Raw genomic sequence first — 18,749 nt, 5'->3', positions numbered from 1 at the left:
ATTAAATATGGGTTTTGTTCCACTACATAATCATAGCGATTACAGCCTTCTAGATGGAGCAAGTCAAGTTTCGAAAATTGTTGATAGAGCTTGTGAACTTGGCATGGATTCAATTGCTTTGACCGATCATGGAGTAATGTATGGCGTTCTTGATTTAGTAAAAAAATGCAAAAGTAAGGGTATAAAACCAATCATTGGTAATGAAATGTACATTATCAATGGTTCCATCGATGATCCTCAACCAAAAAAGGAAAAAAGATATCATTTGGTAGTATTAGCCAAAAATCATACAGGCTATAAGAATCTTGTAAAGTTAACAACGATTAGCCATCTTAATGGTATGAGGGGCAGAGGTATCTTTTCTAGACCTTGTATTGATAAATCTCTTTTAGAAAAATATAATGATGGTCTTATTATTTCAACAGCATGTTTAGGTGGAGAGATTCCTCAAGCAATCTTAAAAGGAAGGATTGATGTCGCTGAGAATACTGCTGTTTGGTATAAGAGAATATTTGGAGATGATTTTTATTTAGAAATACAAGACCATGGTTCTATCGAAGACAGAATTGTAAATGTTGAATTAATAAGAATCGGTAAAGAGCACCAAATTAAAGTTATTGCTACAAATGATGCTCATTATATCTCAAACATGGATGTTGAAGCTCATGACGCCTTACTTTGTGTTCTTACGGGAAAATTAATAAGTGACGAAAAAAGATTGAGATATACGGGAACAGAATATATTAAAAGTGAAGATGAAATGCTAAGACTTTTTAACGATCATATTGATAAAGAATCTATTAAAGAAGCAATAAATAATACGGTTGAGGTTTCACAAAAGATTGAGGAATTTGAGTTGTTCGGTACCTATAGAATGCCAAAGTTCCCTTTAAAAGAGGAGACTGACTCCTTATCATTTTTGACCAAAATAACTAAGCAGGGTCTTTTAAGTAGGCTTAATAAAAATAATCTTGATGAAATCGATGAAATCTACAAGAAAAGGTTAACTTCAGAATTAAAAATAATAGATGATATGGGTTTCCCAGACTATTTCTTAGTTGTGTGGGATTATATAAAATTTGCTAGAGATAGCTCTATACCTGTTGGCCCAGGCAGAGGTTCTGCTGCAGGTTCACTCGTAGCATATGCTCTTCAAATTACAAACATTGATCCAGTTAAACATGGATTATTATTTGAGAGATTCTTAAATCCAGCAAGAAAATCTATGCCTGATATTGATACAGATTTTTGTATTGACAGGAGAAATGAAGTTATTGATTATGTAACCAATAGATATGGCGAAGATAAAGTTGCGCAAATAATTACCTTTAATAAAATGACATCAAAAGCAGTATTAAAGGACGTTGCAAGAGTACTAGATATCCCTTATGGAGAATCAGATAAGTTAGCAAAGTTAATACCAGTTGTAAGGGGGAAACCTTATAAGCTGAATGAAATGATTGATAAAAAATCTCCTAGTCCTGAATTTAGGGATAAATATTTAAAAGATATCAAGGTAAAAAAATGGATTGATTTGGCATTGAGAATTGAGGGTACTAATAAAACATATGGTGTTCACGCCGCAGGAGTTGTAATAGCATCTGATCCTTTAGATATGCTCGTACCACTACAAAGAAATAATGAAGGACAAATAATTACACAATATTCAATGGATGATATTGAATCGTTAGGCTTATTAAAAATGGACTTCTTAGGCCTTAAAAATCTTACAATGATAGATAAGACTATATCTTTAATTGAAAGTTCCACAGGACAAAAAATAAATATCGACAAATTACCTCCAAAAGATAATAAAACTTTTGATCTTATTGGAAGAGGAGATTTAGAAGGGGTATTTCAATTGGAATCATCTGGGATGAAACAAGTTGTTAAAGACTTTAAGCCAAATTCTCTTGAAGATATCTCCTCTATTTTGGCTTTATATAGGCCTGGACCTCTTGATGCTGGTCTCATACCAAAGTTTATCAATAGAAAAAATGGGAGTGAAAAAATAGATTTTCCTCATCCTTTTATTGAATCTATTCTCACTGAAACCTATGGAATAATGGTTTATCAAGAGCAAATTATGAAAATTGCTCAAGATTTGGCAGGATATTCGCTTGGGGATGCGGACTTGTTAAGAAGAGCAATGGGAAAGAAGAAAGTATCTGAGATGGTTAAACATCGTAATATTTTCATTGAAGGATCCTGTAAAAAAGGTGTAGATAAAAAAATTGCTAATGATCTTTTTGATCAAATGGTTTTATTCGCTGAGTATTGTTTTAATAAAAGTCATTCCACTGCATATGGAGCTGTCACTTACCAAACTGCTTTTTTAAAAGCACATTATCCAGTAGCTTATATGGCTTCTCTTCTAAGTGTTAATGCTGGTTCAAGTGACAAAATGCAGAGATATATTTCTAATTGTTATTCCATGGGAATAGAAGTCATTTCACCAAGTATTAATCTATCGGGAATTGATTTTACTATTAAAAAGGATCAAATTTTATTTGGATTATCAGCTATTAAAAATCTCGGAGATTCAGCTATAAGAAATATAATTGATAATCGTAATAAACTAGGAGTTTTCAAATCATTTTCTGATTTATGCGATCGTTTACCCTCTAATATTTTAAATAAAAGGAATCTAGAATCATTAATTCATTGTGGAGCCCTTGATGAATTCTCTGAAAATAATAATAGAGCTCAACTTTTTTCAGATCTTGAATATGTTATGGAATGGGCATCCTCACGTAATCGTGATCGGATTTCTGGACAAGGAAATTTATTTGATTCAATTAGTAAAAACGATACCAAAGAATTTTCTTTATCTCAAGGATCTAAAGTTGAAGATTACTCCTTAATTGAAAAGCTTAAATTAGAAAAGCAACTTTTAGGTTTTTATTTATCAGATCATCCTTTAAAACATCTTGCAAAGCCAGCTAAACTTGTTTCTCCTATAAGTATCTCTCAATTAGAAAACTCACACGACAGAACAAAAGTCTCTTTAGTTGGAATGATTCCAGAATTAAAGCAAATTACTACAAGAAAAGGCGACAGAATGGCTATTGTGCAACTTGAAGATCTTTCTGGAAGTTGCGAGGCAATAGTATTCCCTAAAACGTATTGTCGATTATCTGAATTTTTACTTACTGATACAAGACTATTAGTCTGGGGCACTATTGATAAAAAAAGTGATAAGACTCAATTAATTATTGATGACTGCAGAGAAATTGATAACTTAAAGTTACTTGTCATTAATCTTGATAGTTCCCAAGCCTCAGATATAAGAATTCAAAACACAATAAGAGATTGTTTAGTTAAATTTAAACCAGATAGAGATAAATGTGGAATTAAAATTCCAGTATTAGCTGCTGTTAGAAATAATGACTCTATAACTTATGTTAAGTTTGGAGATCAATTTTGTGTTGGAGATATTCTTGGTGTTTCGAAATTACTCTCTGATAAGTCTTTTCAAGTAAATTTGAAATCTATGATTGCATAATTTACTTTTTCTCATCAAAGTTTTGAGATGCTGGTTTAAATGCAGCCTTTGCTCTTTGAATATTTAAGGGGATATTTTCTATACCAAAAAAACTTCCTGGTTCTTTATCCCAACTAGCAGATAATATTCCAAAACTTAACCCCCCTAGTCCTAATAAAAAGAATAATGCTGATATTGCTATTGTTGAAGAAGGAGGAATTTCAGCAATATTTCTTGTGACGATTATATAACTTATAACAAACACTGACATACCCATAATTGTTGGTATTCCAGCCGTAAAAAAGATTCTCCTAGCCATTCTGTCAGCTACATATTTTGGTATACCGCTAGATTGTTTGCTTTTTTGGGTTAATGATGGAACTTTCTTTTCAATATTTCTAAAGGCATCGACCTCAGATATTTTTTTCTTTTTTGAAAGATTTTTCTTTTTAGCTTGTTTTTTCTTCATCAATGGAAATCATCCTCTGATTCCAATTTTTTTAATTAGATCTTGATAGTTTTGGGGATTTTTACCTTTTATGTATGATAGTAACCTTTTTCTTTTTCCTATCATTTTTAATAGGCCCTGTCTTGATGCATAATCGTGAATATTTCCCTGTAGATGGTCACTTAATTTTGAAATTCTTTCAGAAAGCATAGCAACTTGCACCTCAACAGATCCTGTATCTGTTGCATGTACTTGATGCGATTCAATTAGTTTCTGTTTTTCCGCTGTATCTAGAGTCATGAAAATTATCTACCTTTAGACATATTACTACGTTACTGGTCTAAATTACTACTATTTATGGTCTAAATAATTCATGGCTTCTTTTAATAAATTTTCAAAAGAAATAGATTCTTTTTCTAAGGATGAATTTTTAATATTATTAATAAGTTTTGGAAATAGGTTTTTAATTTCTTTCTTAGAATAGTTTAAAGATTGAAGTGTTAAATCAATATCTTTAAAAATTGAATCTAAGTCTTTATTTTTTTCTAGGAAATTATTTATATTTAAATTCTCTTTTTCAATTTCTTTATTAATTACCTTACTTTTCAGCTCAAGGATTATTCGTTCAGTCATTTTTTGCCCAATACCTTGAACAGTACTAATCGATTTTTTGTCATTATTAGATATTGCCGTAATTAATTGATTTAAGGAAAATTTATTTAATAAAGACATCCCGATTTGGGAGCCTATACCTTTAATATTTAAAATTTGAATAAAGAAATCTCTTTGGTCCTTGGTGCTAAAACCAAAGAGCATATCAGAATCTTCTTTTTTTATATGTTTTAGCCAGAGGATTATTTCCTTTTCAGAAATCTTATTTGAATTGATATCAAAAAATACTGATTCTAGGGTCTGAATTTCATAACCTAATCCCTGACAGTTTACTAAAATATAAAATTTATTATTAGCTTGCCATGAACTTACTAATTCTCCCTTTATCCAACTAATCAATTAACCACCATCCACCTGACATCCAATTAGAGCACCTGCTGTGCCTCCTGCTGGGACAGCCCAAAATCTATCTTTGCCTCTAGATGAAGAGAGAGCTATTCCAGCTCCAAGTAGTCCGCCTATTACTGATCCCTCACTACAGTCATTGTCATCAATATTTTTGGCCTTTTCTCCTCCACATGGAATTTCAACATCAATTTCGTAATTTCTTACATAACCAGGACTTGATTTTGTACCGGGAATATATTCTTCCCTATATTCAGTCCTAGTGCATGTTACAGATTTAGGAGTTGATGCTTTTACTTGGAGAAATGGATAAAGACTGAAAAATGCTAATAAGAAAAATTTCATTAGAAACATACTTTTTTTTAATTTTAAATCTTTTTTAGTTTTTTGCTAGTAGATATAATAGTTCCTAACAAAACAAGTACCGCACCAACAATAAAGTTAATATTTATTAGTTCATTGAAGAACAGGATTCCCCATAAAGAGCCAAAAAGTACTTGCAAATAATTTATCCTAGCCGCTTCTGAGGTTGGTAATTTCTTTAATCCAATTGTTAAAAATGTTTGTCCAGCTTGGGTAAACATTCCTATACCTAATATCCAAATTAAATCATTAATATTTGGTGTCACCCAATTGAAAAATACAATTGGAGATAATGTTATTACGGATATTAAAGGAAAATATTTAATTATTATGAAAATATCTTCTGTTAATGATAGTTTTTTTACAGTTATGTAAGCTAGGGCTGTTGATATAGCACCAAGAAATGCTATTAATACCGTAAATTTATCTAACTCAATGTTTAAACTCGATAATTGATAGGGATTTAAGATTATTAATATTCCTAACCATCCTGTTATGGATGCAATAATCAGATTTTTATTAATCTTTTCATTAATTAAAATTCCTGCAAAAATAGATATGAATATAGGGTATGTATATTGAATAACAGTAGAAATATTTAAAGGCATATTTTTAATAGCATAAAATATACAAACCAAAGCTATCGTCCCTAAGATGCCCCTTAAAATTAGTAATGGTTTGTTCTTTCCCCAGGGATTTAAATTTTTTTTGTTTATTATCATAGAGGTAATGAACAAGCTTAATAATGATCTAAAAAATACTAATTCATATATAGGTATTCTTGTATCGATTTTTTTTACGCAAACAGTCATGAGGCTGAAGAAAAACGATGCCAATATTAAATTTACTTTTTTAAATGAATTATTCTTTTGATTAAAAAATTCTATAAGCATTACTAAAAATATTTTTATTGTGAAATTAAGTAGATTCTTTTAAAAATTTGACCTATAACAAAATGATTATTAGGAATTCTTTTTAGAAAAATAAATAAATGGGACCTTCCATACATCCAAGAACTATTCAGGAGGTTAAAGATAAGGCAGATATTGTAGATGTTATTTCTGAACATATTGTATTAAAGAAAAAGGGAAAAGAATTTGTTGGTATATGCCCTTTTCATGATGATAGTAAGCCATCTATGACAGTTTCTCCTGCAAAACAATTTTATTATTGTTTCTCTTGTGGAGCTGGGGGTAATTCTATTAAATTTTTGATGGAGTTTACTCGTAATAACTTTACTGATGTTGTTCTTTCACTTGCAAAAAAGAATGATATTAATGTAATAAATGTTGATGGGCCTCAGCAAGAAATATATAAAAAACAATTATCTAGGAGAGAGGAACTTTATAAGATTCTTCGTGTAACAAAGGAATGGTTTAAGTCTCAATTAAATAATTCCTTGGGTAAGGAGGCACATCATTATTTAACTTCACAACGAAATTTAAATATTAAAAATATTAATGATTTTGAATTAGGTTATGCTCCTAATTCATGGAATGATTTATTCAATTATCTTTCAAAAGTTGAGAAATTTCCTTTAAAGTTAATTTTAAGTGCAGGTCTTGTTGTCTCAAAGGATAATACTGATAAGGTTTACGATCGCTTTAGAAATAGATTGATAGTTCCTATTTTTGATATGCAAGGGCGTGTAGTTGCTTTTGGAGGCAGATCTCTTGATGGTCAGGAACCTAAATATTTAAATTCTCCCGAAACTGAAGTTTTTGAGAAGGGTAAAATGTTGTTTGCTTTTGATAAAGCATCCAGCAATATTAGAAAACGAGACAAGGCAGTGGTAGTGGAAGGTTATTTCGATGTTATTTCACTTCATTCAAAAGGAATTACTAATTCTGTCGCTTCTCTTGGAACGGCATTAAACAAATATCAGATTTCACAACTTTGTAGATGTACTGATAGTAAAAATATAATAATAAACTTTGATTCTGATAATGCAGGAAGATTAGCTACAAAAAGAGTTATAAACGAAGTTGAAAGTTTATCTCTTCACGATCAAATAAACTTAAAAATCCTAGAAATAAAATCATCAAAAGATCCTGACGAGTATCTTAAAGAAAATACACCAGAAGACTATTTTAATTTAATAGATAATGCTTCTTTTTGGATTGATTGGGAGATTGATCAGATTTTTGATAATAAAGACTTATCTAAATCTGATATTTTTCAGAACGTTATTTCTTCGTTAGTTAAGTTATTAAGCAAATTTCCTCAATCTGCTACAAGAACTCACTATTTGCAAAAAGTCTCTGAAAGATTAAGCATGGGTCAAGCAAGATTAGCTATTAAATTTGAAGAAGACTTAAGAAAACAAGTTAAAGGATTTCGTTGGCATGGTAGATCAAAAAAATTTGAACAACCAAGTGAAGTTAGTCAGCGTGAAAAAAATGAATCAGAGATTATTTATTACTATTTGCATTGCCCTGAACATAGACTTTTTATTCGTGAAGAATTACTTAAAAGAGAAATTAACATCTTCAATACTGAATACATTCGTCTTGTTTGGGAATCTATTTCAACAATAGAAGTAAATAATTTAAGTGCAAATTATTTAGATGATTTGAAAGATCCCAATAATAAACAATTAAATAATGAATTTACTTCAATAAACTTGATTTCATTATTGCCTGATCATTTAGCTCTTAATGATTTAGAAGTCTCAAATAAAATCAATACTTTTATTAATCCAGATGAATTATTTTTAACCACTTTAAAAAATTCTAAACATAATCTTCTGGGTACTTTATCACTTCTTGAAAGATATAAATCATTAAAAAGATGTAGACATCTTATTGAATCCTGGGGTTCGCAAAGACTAAAAACTTTGGAAAACTGTATTTCTATTTTAATCGATAATTCTTCCTTAGAACCTACAGATTCTAATAAAGAGATTGAAGATGTATTCAAAGATTTAAACTCTGATGCTATAAAATTTCAAGAATTATATTACCTAGAAAGAGAACATATCAATTTTCTTGATAAACAACGTTGTGGGAATTTTTCTTCTAACCAATAAATTTTTTAAGAATTTATAAACAATAACTTTTCATTATCTCTTTTACTTTTCTTGGCTTGTCTTCCATAACATAAGCCTCTAACTCTTTAGAATAATTTCCAGATAATTGTACTGAGGAATTTAAAGCTTTTAATTTTCCTGAATGAATTTTATCTTCTATATTTTTTATTATCCCTGTAGGTTTATTGTTATTGCATGACTGGACTAGATGTGTCGTCTCATGCCTTAAAGCTCTTCTTATATAAAGATTTGTTTTGTGATTATCATGACGTTCGCCTTCTTTATATCCTCCTAATTTTTTAGCATTTTCGGTGCAAATAACTATCACTTTTTCTCTTCTTTTGTAAAAACCAACAAATTTTTTATCAATAGTACAAAGAGCTGTATTTTCTTCTATTGAATTATTTGACTTATTGATCAGCTCTATTATCTCTTTATCGATTTTGCTTAAAAATAATATAAATTCCATATTCCATTCTTATATCATTATATTTGGAATTTTTCTAATATCTGTTGTAGATCCAGAACTTAATGAATTTCTATTCATTGCCCATTCTTGTGGTTTTTTTGTAATTGCCCATGTAATTACTTCATTATTAAATTTTTTATTCAAGGAGTCAATTGTTTTCATAAGACGGATTGATTTTTTTGATTCCTCTTGAGATTCGTAATTGATAATTGATTGCTGTAAATATTTGCAATTAGTTAAATCCTGCATCAAAACCCCAGCTTTTGATAATTTATATTCCGGAGTATAAATTTCTTTAGATAATGCAAGTACTGTTTTTAAAATAGTACTTGTATTATCTGTTGCATTTATAAGTTTTTTATAAGCACTTTTGTGATAAGGATGATTTGAATAATGACTAGTTCTTACAAATATAGTAATGGCAGATGATTTTAAGCTTTGACTTCTCATTTTCTCGGACGCTTTTATTGCATAAATTGCTAATGCTTGAGTTAAATCTTCTAATTTTGTGATTGGTTTTCCAAAGCTTCTACTTACTTGAATCTCTTTTTTTGGCTTCTTAATTATTTCTATCGGAAGACATTTATTACCTTTTAATTCCATTTGTAATCTTTTCCCTATGATCCCTAATTTCTTAATTATTTCATCTTCATCCATATCTCTGAATTCTTTTGCATTTTTAATCCCTTTGCTTTGTAACCAATTAGATGTTTGTTTACCAATACCCCATATTTTTTCTACACTAATTTTTCTTAAGTAATCATTATCATTATAGATCCTAGCTAAATCAAATATTCCTGCGGAAGAATCTATATTCTTAGCTAGATTATTAGCAATTTTTGCTCTTACTTTGTTTTCTGCTATTCCTATTGTTAATGTTATTCCTAGATTTTGATATATTAAGCACCTTACTTTTCTTGCCCAAGGATTTAAATTCTTATCTTTAGGTCTAAGAATTGAGATAAAGGCTTCATCAATAGAATAAATCTCTATCTCTTCAGAATAGTCCTTTAATAAATTCATTAATCTCTTGCTCATATCACCATAGAGCGAATAATTGGAACTTAGGACTGCAACTCCTAAGTTATTCAAACTTTCTTTGACTTTAAAATAAGGAATTCCCATTTTTATTTTCAAAGCACGAGCTTCAGGGCTTCTTGCGATAATGCATCCGTCGTTATTAGATAATATTACTACTGGTTTATTCCTTAAATTGGGGTTGATACTTTGTTCGCACGATGCGTAGAAATTATTGGCATCTATAAGAGCTATTGCTTCAGTATTTGAGCTTTTACTTTTCATAAGTAACTATGTATTGAATAGATTACAACTCCCCAAATTTGTATATCAATATGATTTCTAAAACTGAAGTCTGGATATTTATGATTTTCTGCTTTTAAATATAATTCATTATTTTTTATGGATAATCTTTTTATAGTAAATTCTCCATCTATCATCGCAATAATAATATTTCCTGGTTTAGCAGTTAGACTCTTATCTACTATTATTAAATCTTTATCTTTAATTCCTGAATTGATCATTGAGTCGCCTTTGACTCTAAGAAAAAAAGTACTAAAAGGATTAGATATTAAATGCTCGTTCAAATCAATATTTTCTTCAGCATAGTCATCTGCAGGAGAGGGAAAACCTGCTGAGACCGAATCACTTAATAATGGAATCTTCACCTTTTTAAAAGTTAAATCAGAAGAATACGAAATTCTTTAATAGTACATATATACTATATATTAAAAACTTAAAATTGTGGTTGTCTTAAGAGGTTTATGTATTAATCTTAAATCTTCTGTTTAGGCGCGATGATAAGGCGAATTATTAGAAATAGAAATAGCTCTGTAAATTTGTTCAATAAGAATTAATCTTGCAAGTTCATGAGGAAAAGTAAGAGGAGAGAGGCTTAGTAGAAGATTTGATTTATCTTTAATATCTGAAGGGATTCCATCTGCGTCCCCAATAAGAAAATTAATTTTTTTATTTTTAAAATTTAAAAGTAAGGAAGTTAGTTCTATTGAATTAAAGGATTGACCTTCTTCAGTAAGGCAAATAATAATATTATTAACTCGAATATTATCAATATTAAAACTCTTAGATTCATTAATAATAAGATCAGGCATTCTTTTTTTGTATTGATTAATTCCTTCTCTTATCCAATTTTTTTTTATTTTACCAATAGCATTTATTGATAATCTGTTAGTTTGAAGCATAGAAAAAAAGAAAAATTTCTTTATTCATCAAGAAGATAATTAAATTCGTCATATAGTTCTTCCTCTGTCGATAGATTCTCTGATGTATTAGTTTTTCTAGAATTTATATTATGAAAAACGTCCTCACTTTGTTTTAATAATTGATTTGCAGCTGATGTCTCATTTATATTATCGGAGTTATCAATTATAGAATAAAAAATTTTGGAAGGGTCTTCAACTTTGGAAGCATTGTTGGATTCTTGAGGTTTTTCAATTGAGTTATTGTTGCTAACTAAATTATTATTTTTAATAAAAGTATTGAGTTTACCTAAATTTTTTTTTGATAAGCCCATACTATTTAGTAAAGATATAAGATGTACATTTAATTTAAACATATTATTTCTATTTTGGATGAATTTTAAGAACCATCATCAAAAAAAAAGATTTGGACAACATTGGTTGGTTAATAATCTGATATTAGAGAAAATCAAAGAAGTAGCTGAACTGGAAGAAAAAGATTTTATTCTAGAAATTGGTCCCGGAAGAGGAGCTTTAACATCGAAATTATTAGATTCAAAAATTAGTAGATTACATGCTATCGAGTTAGATGAAGATTTAATTGACCTTTTAAATAATAAATTTAGAAATGATAAAAATTTTTCTCTTCAACAAGGAGATATTCTTTCAACAAATCTTGACTCAATAAATAAAAAAATCACAAAAGTGATCGCAAATATCCCATACAATATTACAGGCCCAATATTGGATATTTTTGTAGGAAGATTAGGAATAATTAGCAAGAATAACTACAATAAAATAATTTTCTTAATGCAAAAGGATGTTGTAGATAGGATCTTAGCTAAGGATGGAAATACGAATGCAGGAGCTATGAGTGTGCGAATGCAACTCATCTCTAACATAAGAAGAATATGTGATGTACCTCCATCTTCTTTTGACCCACCTCCAAAAGTGTTTTCTACTTTGGTTGTTTTTGAACCATTGAGACCAGAGATGCGTTTAGATATTAAACTAGAGAAATATTTAGATAAACTTCTTAGGATTTCATTTAATTCTAGAAGAAAAATGATAAGAAACACTCTTAATTCAATACTTTCTGCTGAAGAGATAGAGAAATTATCAGAATCATCTCAAATATGCTTTAATTCAAGACCTCAGGATATTTCAATTAATAAATGGATTAAGCTTGCAGAGGCTTGTATTAAAATAACAAATAAGAACCAGTAAAATGTCAAAATTATCTACAACTAAGATTTGTGTTAAATCACCTGCAAAGATAAACCTCCATCTTGAAATCATCGGAAAAAGAAAGGACGGATATCATGAATTAGCGATGATAATGCAGAACATTGATCTATCTGATTATATAGAATTTGAGAATAATCAAATTGGCGAAATTAAGTTAAAGTCTAATAGCAAAGATCTATCTCTAGATGAAGATAATTTAATAATAAAAGCGGCGAATTATATAAAGGACATGTCAAAAAATAAAGAATTAGGGGCTAATATATTTTTAAAAAAGAATATTCCTATTGGTGCTGGTTTAGCTGGTGGTTCTAGTAATGCAGCTGCAACGTTAGTTGGACTTAATAAATTATGGGATTTGGACCTTGATTACGAAACTATTTTTATACTTTCGGCAAAACTTGGTTCAGATGTACCTTTTTTTATAGAAGGAGGATGCCAATTTTGTTTTGGAAGGGGAGAAATTCTTGAGAAATACAGTTCTAATTTTGACTTTGGCGTAATTCTTTTAAAAAACCCAAATATTTCAATTTCAACTGTAGATACTTATAAAAAATATAGTCAAGAATTTTGTCCAAAATATTTTACTGAAACTGAGAAAACAAACAAAATTAGAAATGATTTAAGAGTAAACGGATTCAATGATTTCAAATTATCAGAACAAAGGATAAATGTAAAAAATGATTTACAAGTTATTGTTGAGAGAGAAAATAACTCTGTAAAGAAAGCATTATATCTACTTTCAAATTTGCAAAATTGTTTATCATACTCAATGAGTGGATCTGGTCCAACATGTTTTGCTCTTTTTAAAGATATAAATATAGCTAATGAAGTTTTTGAACAAAATTATAAAATGTTTAATAATAATGGATTTGAAGCGTGGGTCTGTAAATTAATTAATAGCGGTATTACCTTATTGTAAAAAAAATTTTTTCTATTAATAATGAATAATGAACAAACATCAATTAATAAAGTCAATATTGAAAATCAAAATACTCCTGAAAAAGGTCCCCTAAGTTTTTTAACTGGCTCATTAACAAGTTTCCTCCTTTGTATATCTTCTTATTTTATAAGTAATAAAATTGCAATTTACTTTTCACTCCATAAACCATCAAACTCATCTGAAATTGTTCAAAGTATATCTTCTAGTATTAATACATTAATTATTGGATTGTCCTTCTTATTAACTTTTTCTTTTGCGTTTATAGGATTAGGTCTTTTTATTGTATTTATTCGAAGTTTTTTGATTAAAAAAAATTGAAATCCTAATATTATTAAATAATATTGTTATTTTTTAATGTCTTTACATGACTTAGGCCTTTTAATACTTTTGCTCTCTCCAGGAATGATTTTGTCAATATTACTACTCATAACTTTTGCCGAAGGAGGCTAATTCAACCTTGATGGTATAAATTTATATATATGATTAATTAGGAAATTACTCGTGGCTAGTACTTTATTATTTACTGCTTTGAAAGAAGCAATTGATGAAGAGATGGCAAATGATGTAAACGTTTGCATTATGGGAGAAGATGTAGGTCAATATGGTGGTTCTTATAAGGTCACTAAGGATCTATACGAAAAATATGGAGAATTAAGAGTTTTAGATACTCCAATTGCCGAAAATAGTTTTACTGGTATGGCAGTTGGTGCAGCCATGACAGGATTAAGACCGATAGTTGAAGGTATGAATATGGGATTTTTACTATTAGCCTTTAATCAAATTTCCAACAACATGGGTATGCTCAGATATACCAGTGGCGGTAACTATAAAATACCCGCAGTTGTTCGTGGTCCTGGTGGTGTAGGTAGACAATTAGGCGCTGAACATAGTCAAAGATTAGAGGCATACTTTCACGCAGTTCCTGGGATTAAGATTGTTGCTTGTAGCACTCCTACTAATGCAAAGGGATTAATGAAAGCTGCTATAAGGGACAATAACCCAGTTCTATTTTTTGAACATGTCCTTTTATATAATTTATCTGAGGAATTGCCTGAAGGAGATTATATATGTTCTTTAGATCAAGCTGATTTAGTCAAAGAGGGTAAAGATATTACTATATTAACTTATTCAAGAATGAGACATCATTGCTTAAAGGCTGTTGAGGAATTAGATAAGAAAAATATTGACGTGGAATTAATTGATCTGATAAGTTTAAAACCTTTTGATATGAAAACAATTTCAAAATCAATCAAAAAAACTAATAATGTAATTATTGTTGAGGAGTGTATGAAGACTGGAGGTATTGGAGCAGAATTAATTGCTTTGATTACCGAAGAGTGTTTTGATGATCTTGATACTAGACCTATAAGATTATCTAGTCAGGATATTCCTACTCCTTATAATGGAAATTTAGAAAATTTAACAATAATTCAACCACATCAAATAGTTGAAAAAGTCGAAGAAGTAATCAATGGGAGTATTTAAGAAATGAAAAGAAGGCAAGGTTGGCTTTTTTTTATTATTTTTCTACTGACTTTTTCTATTTATTTATTAATTAATTTCCCACTACAATTAGGTCTTGATTTAAAAGGAGGTTCTCAACTAACTCTTCAATTGATTAAAGAAGAGGGGAAAGTTTCAAAAGATGAATTAGATGCTGTCAATGCAGTTTTAGATAAACGTGTGAATAATTTAGGAGTAGCAGAGTCTAATTTACAAACATTAGGACGTGATCAATTAATTTTGGAGTTACCAGGTGAACAAAACCCTTTGTCTGCATCAAGGATATTAGGTAAAACTGCTTTATTAGAATTTAGAACTCAAAAAGAAAATACAAATTCTCAATTAAAAAATCTGCAATTGCAGAGATTTAAAATTAATGATTTAATTGAACAATTCAAAATTGGTGATAAACGAAAGGAAGAGAAGTCTTTACTTCTTATAGACAATCTTACTGAAATTGAAAATGATATAAATTATTCTTCTAATAATCAGCAATTATTTGAGAGATTGGTCGAAACTAAAAAATTTATAAGTAATGAAATTGCTAATCTATTCAATAAAACTGACTTATCAGGCAAGGATTTAATAAATGCTGGCAGAAGGCAAGAGCAAACTAATAATAATTGGGAGGTATCATTATCCTTTAGTAATGATGGTGGTGAAAAATTTGCTGAAATTACAAAATCCATTGCAGGCACAGATAAACTTTTGTCTATTGTTCTTGATGGAGAATCTATTAGTGAAGCTAGTGTTGGAAGTCAATTCATAAATACTGGTATTACGGGGGGATCAGCAACGATAAGTGGAAATTTTACAGCTGAAAACGCCAGAGAATTAGAAGTTCAACTTAAGGGTGGTTCCTTACCTTTACCTATTGAAATTGTTGAAACTAATACTATTGGTCCTTTACTTGGTTCAAAAAATATTGTTAAGAGTCTTTATGCTGCTATTTGTGGATTGATATTTGTTGGAATATTTATGATCTTTAACTATAGAATTCTAGGTTTTGTTTCTGTTATTTCCTTGATTTTTTATGGTTTTTTTAATTTGGCTCTTTATTCTTTAATACCAGTGACATTAACTTTACCTGGAATTGCTGGATTAATTTTAAGCATTGGTATGGCTGTGGATGCAAATGTTTTAATTTTTGAGAGAATTAGAGAGGAACTTATAAATGGAAATACTCTTATAAGATCAATTGATAGTGGGTTTCAAAGAGCTAATTCGTCTATTATCGATGGACATATTACAACCTTTGTAAGTTGTTTTGTGTTGTTTTTATTAGGAACTAATTTTGTAAAGGGCTTTGCTGCAACTCTTGGTCTAGGTGTTGTTATAAGTTTATTTACCTCATTAAATTGTTCCAAAACTATTTTAAGATTTTTAACTACTTATCAATCTTTAAGACAAAAAAATCTTTATTTAAGTAAATCTAATCCCCTTTAAATTTAATTTATTAATTATCTAATTCATGACATCATTTAGTTTTAATTTAATTAAAAATAAAAATAAAATATTTGGATTTTCATCTTTTCTTATTTTGTTAAGTTTAATAGGAATCTTATATTCAACTTTTAACACTTCATTCAAAAAACCTATTAATCTTGGAATGGACTTTATTGGTGGTAATGAATTAAGAATTGAGAGGAGTTGTAAAGAAGTATGTGAAAATATTTCCCCTGATTTAGTTATTGAAAAACTGAGAAGTTTTTCAAATAATAAAAATCTTCTAAATAATATTAAATTACAAATTCAAAATAATAATAGTTTAATTTCTATTAGGACTCCTTATTTAACTATTGAAGAATCAAATGATTTGATATCTAATGTTGATAAAATTTTAGGTCCTTTAGATTATGACAGTAAAAACTCTAGAATAATAGGTCCAAAACTTGGCAAAAAACTTCTTACAAATTGTGCCACCTCTTTATTAGTTTCTTTATTTGCAATATCTTTATACATATCTATTCGATTTGACAAGAAATATGCGTTGTTTGCTTTATTAGCTTTATTCCATGATTTATTTATTGTTTTTGGAATTTTTTCTTGGTTAGGTGTCCTATTGTCTATTGAGGTAAATAGTTTGTTTGCCGTTTCTTTATTAACAATTGCTGGTTATTCAGTAAATGATACAGTTGTAATTTTCGATAGGATTAGAGAAAATTTAAAGAAAGATTCAGATAACTATAATAAAATAATCCAAATTTCTGTTAATGAATCCTTTCGAAGAACATTTTTTACTAGTATTACAACATTAATACCTCTACTAACACTAATAATTTTTGGTTCATATTCGCTATTTTGGTTTTCTGTATCTTTGACCCTAGGAATTTTAATAGGTAGTTATTCAAGTATATTACTAGCACCTTCATTTCTAATTAAAGATTAAACTAAGGAGTAATTTAATGAAAATAAATTACTATCTAATTCTTCTATTTTCTTTAGTGTTAATTGATTTATCTACAGAATTAAGAATACTAATAGATCATTTTACATTTAATTCCTTATATTTTGCATTATCTAAACATCCTCTTTCCTTCTTTGTACTTTTTTCTTATCCATATTTGTATAGGAAATTAACTAAATAAAAGTCTTTAATTATCATTAATTAGCTCTTTAATTAATACTTGTGTTACTACTACAATTGGCAAAGATAATACTAATCCTAAAGGACCAAAGATGAAAGTAAATCCAAATTGAGATATTAATGTTAATCCTGGAAGTAAATTTGTTTTCTTCTTCAATATAGAGGGCATTATTATATAACTCTCTATATTTTGAATTACAATATAAGCCCCAAAAACAGCTACTGGTTTCCAAAAGTTATCTAAAAGTGCGATTGAGATAGGAAATATTCCACTTAAAACTGGTCCTATGTTAGGAATTATGTTTAAGATCATTGCTATAATTGCATTTGAAACTACATATTTAACATCTAAAATTGATAAAACTATTAAAGATAATAAACCTACTGATATTGAACTTATCACTATAGAAAAAGTCCAATTTGTTAATGCAATATTACACTTATCTAATATAATCCTGAATTTATTTCGATAAACTTTAGGAATCATAAAGAGCACTCCCTCTTTATAAGCTTTTGGTTCAATGGATATCATAAAACTTACAACTAATACAAAGATTACTCTTATAAATCCAGATCCGAGGTTTCCAGCTAAATTAATTATATTTATAAAACTTTCTTGAATTGCTTTGGCAATAGTAGCGCCATCTGGAATTGGAACTACATCATTAACAAGGTCGAAAATGTTTACTATCCTCTCAGATTCTTTACCATAAATTAGATCGTTAAATTTATTTAGGTTAGAGTTGACCAATTCATTAACTCTTGATAATCCATTTGGAATATCTATTAATATTTCATTAAATTCTCTTATGAATGGGGGTAATACAATGATAGAAATAGCAAATATCATGAATGATATTCCAACTAAAACAATCAATAAGGAAACAAATCTTGGTAATTTTAAAATGGTTTGTATTTGGTAACATAAATTACTAACTACATTCGATATTACTAATGAACAAATAATTAAAAGAATGAAATCCCTCAAGGTCCATACTAATAAAAAGCTTATTATTACAACAGAAAATTTAAAATAGAAGGAACGATTCAATTTTCATAATCTATTTACTTCTTCTCAGAGTATCCTAATCCATTTGATTTGGCATAACTATTAGCAAACCTCATAAATCTATCAAAATCAGATTTGGTTTTCCATATATAGGTTCCCTCTAAAAACATTGGTTCACCATCAACAAATTTGACTTTAACTTCTCTGGTTAATATTTCTCCTTCGGCATCAATCATTCTCATTCCTGTAATCTCACCATCTGCAACTGAAGATAATGCTTGAGGTTTTTCAAATATAAATATTGCTTGTCCAGTAGTTCCATCATTACCTCTCGTTAATCTAATTTCTGGAACAACTGGTTCATCAGTTCCTTCATAAAATTGAATTTTTGCTAAGTTATTTTCTGCCATAATAGTTTAAAAGTTAATTTATATTGT

The 18,749-nt window shown here is 28.9% G+C and carries 20 protein-coding genes; 8 read left to right on the top strand and 12 right to left on the bottom strand.

The genetic code is table 11. The features are described from left to right. Positions 1-7 precede the first annotated feature (7 nt). Positions 8-3,505: a DNA polymerase III subunit alpha gene (locus TX50_RS05035; RefSeq protein WP_011132578.1), complete on the top strand. Its 3,498-nt coding sequence runs from the start codon at positions 8-10 to the stop codon at positions 3,503-3,505. Position 3,506: 1 nt separating this feature from the next. On the opposite strand, the gene TX50_RS05030 is transcribed toward TX50_RS05035, so the two are convergent. The 5 genes from TX50_RS05030 to TX50_RS05010 are packed head-to-tail and all read right to left on the bottom strand — an operon-like array spanning position 3,507 to position 6,205. Next, positions 3,507-3,953, bottom strand: a complete 447-nt coding sequence (locus TX50_RS05030) for a PAM68 family protein (protein WP_011132577.1) — start codon at positions 3,951-3,953, stop codon at positions 3,507-3,509. Positions 3,954-3,962: 9 nt separating this feature from the next. After that, complete coding sequence (gene rpsO / locus TX50_RS05025; protein ID WP_011132576.1) at positions 3,963-4,232, bottom strand: 30S ribosomal protein S15; 270 nt, start codon at positions 4,230-4,232, stop codon at positions 3,963-3,965. Positions 4,233-4,283: 51 nt separating this feature from the next. After that, positions 4,284-4,943 carry a Holliday junction branch migration protein RuvA gene (gene ruvA / locus TX50_RS05020; protein WP_011132575.1) on the bottom strand — a complete coding sequence of 220 codons (660 nt, stop codon included), beginning with the start codon at positions 4,941-4,943 and terminating at the stop codon, positions 4,284-4,286. Then, positions 4,944-5,294 (bottom strand): glycine zipper 2TM domain-containing protein, encoded by a 351-nt coding sequence (locus tag TX50_RS05015; RefSeq protein WP_036930434.1) that lies wholly within the window; start codon positions 5,292-5,294, stop codon positions 4,944-4,946. Between the two features lie 23 nt (positions 5,295-5,317). Beyond that, entirely contained in the window at positions 5,318-6,205 is an 888-nt protein-coding gene (locus TX50_RS05010; protein ID WP_011132573.1) for a DMT family transporter, read from the bottom strand. 98 nt (positions 6,206-6,303) lie between these two features. On the opposite strand from TX50_RS05010, the gene dnaG reads away from it, so the two are divergent. Further along, entirely contained in the window at positions 6,304-8,340 is a 2,037-nt protein-coding gene (gene dnaG, locus TX50_RS05005; RefSeq protein WP_011132572.1) for a DNA primase, read from the top strand. Between the two features lie 13 nt (positions 8,341-8,353). Here the strand turns inward: dnaG and TX50_RS05000 are convergent, their stop codons facing one another. The 5 genes from TX50_RS05000 to TX50_RS04980 all read right to left on the bottom strand — a co-directional run bounded on the left by TX50_RS05000 (position 8,354) and on the right by TX50_RS04980 (position 11,402). After that, a complete protein-coding gene (locus tag TX50_RS05000) occupies positions 8,354-8,809 on the bottom strand; it encodes a hypothetical protein (RefSeq protein WP_011132571.1) in 456 nt (151 codons plus the stop codon). A gap of 9 nt (positions 8,810-8,818) precedes the next feature. Further along, positions 8,819-10,111: a Y-family DNA polymerase gene (locus tag TX50_RS04995; protein WP_011132570.1), complete on the bottom strand. Its 1,293-nt coding sequence runs from the start codon at positions 10,109-10,111 to the stop codon at positions 8,819-8,821. Then, positions 10,108-10,494, bottom strand: a complete 387-nt coding sequence (locus TX50_RS04990) for a LexA family protein (protein WP_011132569.1) — start codon at positions 10,492-10,494, stop codon at positions 10,108-10,110. Before TX50_RS04990 ends, TX50_RS04995 begins: the two co-directional genes overlap by 4 nt. Positions 10,495-10,614: 120 nt before the next feature. Then, complete coding sequence (locus tag TX50_RS04985; RefSeq protein WP_011132568.1) at positions 10,615-11,028, bottom strand: 23S rRNA (pseudouridine(1915)-N(3))-methyltransferase RlmH; 414 nt, start codon at positions 11,026-11,028, stop codon at positions 10,615-10,617. A gap of 20 nt (positions 11,029-11,048) precedes the next feature. Then, positions 11,049-11,402, bottom strand: a complete 354-nt coding sequence (locus TX50_RS04980) for a hypothetical protein (protein ID WP_011132567.1) — start codon at positions 11,400-11,402, stop codon at positions 11,049-11,051. A 16-nt stretch (positions 11,403-11,418) separates the two neighbouring features. Here TX50_RS04980 and rsmA point away from each other — a divergent pair, with 16 nt between their 5' ends. The 6 genes from rsmA to secF all read left to right on the top strand — a co-directional run bounded on the left by rsmA (position 11,419) and on the right by secF (position 17,105). Beyond that, complete coding sequence (rsmA, locus tag TX50_RS04975; RefSeq protein ID WP_011132566.1) at positions 11,419-12,252, top strand: 16S rRNA (adenine(1518)-N(6)/adenine(1519)-N(6))-dimethyltransferase RsmA; 834 nt, start codon at positions 11,419-11,421, stop codon at positions 12,250-12,252. Between the two features lies 1 nt (position 12,253). After that, positions 12,254-13,192, top strand: a complete 939-nt coding sequence (gene ispE / locus TX50_RS04970) for a 4-(cytidine 5'-diphospho)-2-C-methyl-D-erythritol kinase (RefSeq protein ID WP_011132565.1) — start codon at positions 12,254-12,256, stop codon at positions 13,190-13,192. 21 nt (positions 13,193-13,213) lie between these two features. Beyond that, positions 13,214-13,531 (top strand): DUF3082 domain-containing protein, encoded by a 318-nt coding sequence (locus tag TX50_RS04965; RefSeq protein WP_011132564.1) that lies wholly within the window; start codon positions 13,214-13,216, stop codon positions 13,529-13,531. Between the two features lie 183 nt (positions 13,532-13,714). Beyond that, a complete protein-coding gene (locus TX50_RS04960; protein WP_011132563.1) occupies positions 13,715-14,698 on the top strand; it encodes a pyruvate dehydrogenase complex E1 component subunit beta in 984 nt (327 codons plus the stop codon). A gap of 3 nt (positions 14,699-14,701) precedes the next feature. Beyond that, on the top strand, positions 14,702-16,162 hold the full coding sequence (gene secD / locus TX50_RS04955; protein ID WP_011132562.1) for a protein translocase subunit SecD: 1,461 nt from the start codon (positions 14,702-14,704) through the stop codon (positions 16,160-16,162). 25 nt (positions 16,163-16,187) lie between these two features. Further along, complete coding sequence (gene secF, locus TX50_RS04950) at positions 16,188-17,105, top strand: protein translocase subunit SecF (RefSeq protein ID WP_011132561.1); 918 nt, start codon at positions 16,188-16,190, stop codon at positions 17,103-17,105. 205 nt (positions 17,106-17,310) lie between these two features. Here secF and TX50_RS04945 read toward each other — a convergent pair whose 3' ends face one another. Beyond that, complete coding sequence (locus tag TX50_RS04945) at positions 17,311-18,354, bottom strand: AI-2E family transporter (protein ID WP_011132560.1); 1,044 nt, start codon at positions 18,352-18,354, stop codon at positions 17,311-17,313. 14 nt (positions 18,355-18,368) lie between these two features. Then, entirely contained in the window at positions 18,369-18,722 is a 354-nt protein-coding gene (gene psb28 / locus TX50_RS04940) for a photosystem II reaction center protein Psb28 (protein WP_011132559.1), read from the bottom strand. Between the last annotated feature and the right edge of the window lie 27 nt (positions 18,723-18,749).

The organism is Prochlorococcus marinus subsp. pastoris str. CCMP1986 (assembly GCF_000011465.1).
Taxonomy (GTDB): domain Bacteria; phylum Cyanobacteriota; class Cyanobacteriia; order PCC-6307; family Cyanobiaceae; genus Prochlorococcus_A; species Prochlorococcus_A pastoris.
Note: the sequence above shows the minus strand (reverse complement) of the source record. Positions and strands in the feature narration are given on the sequence as shown.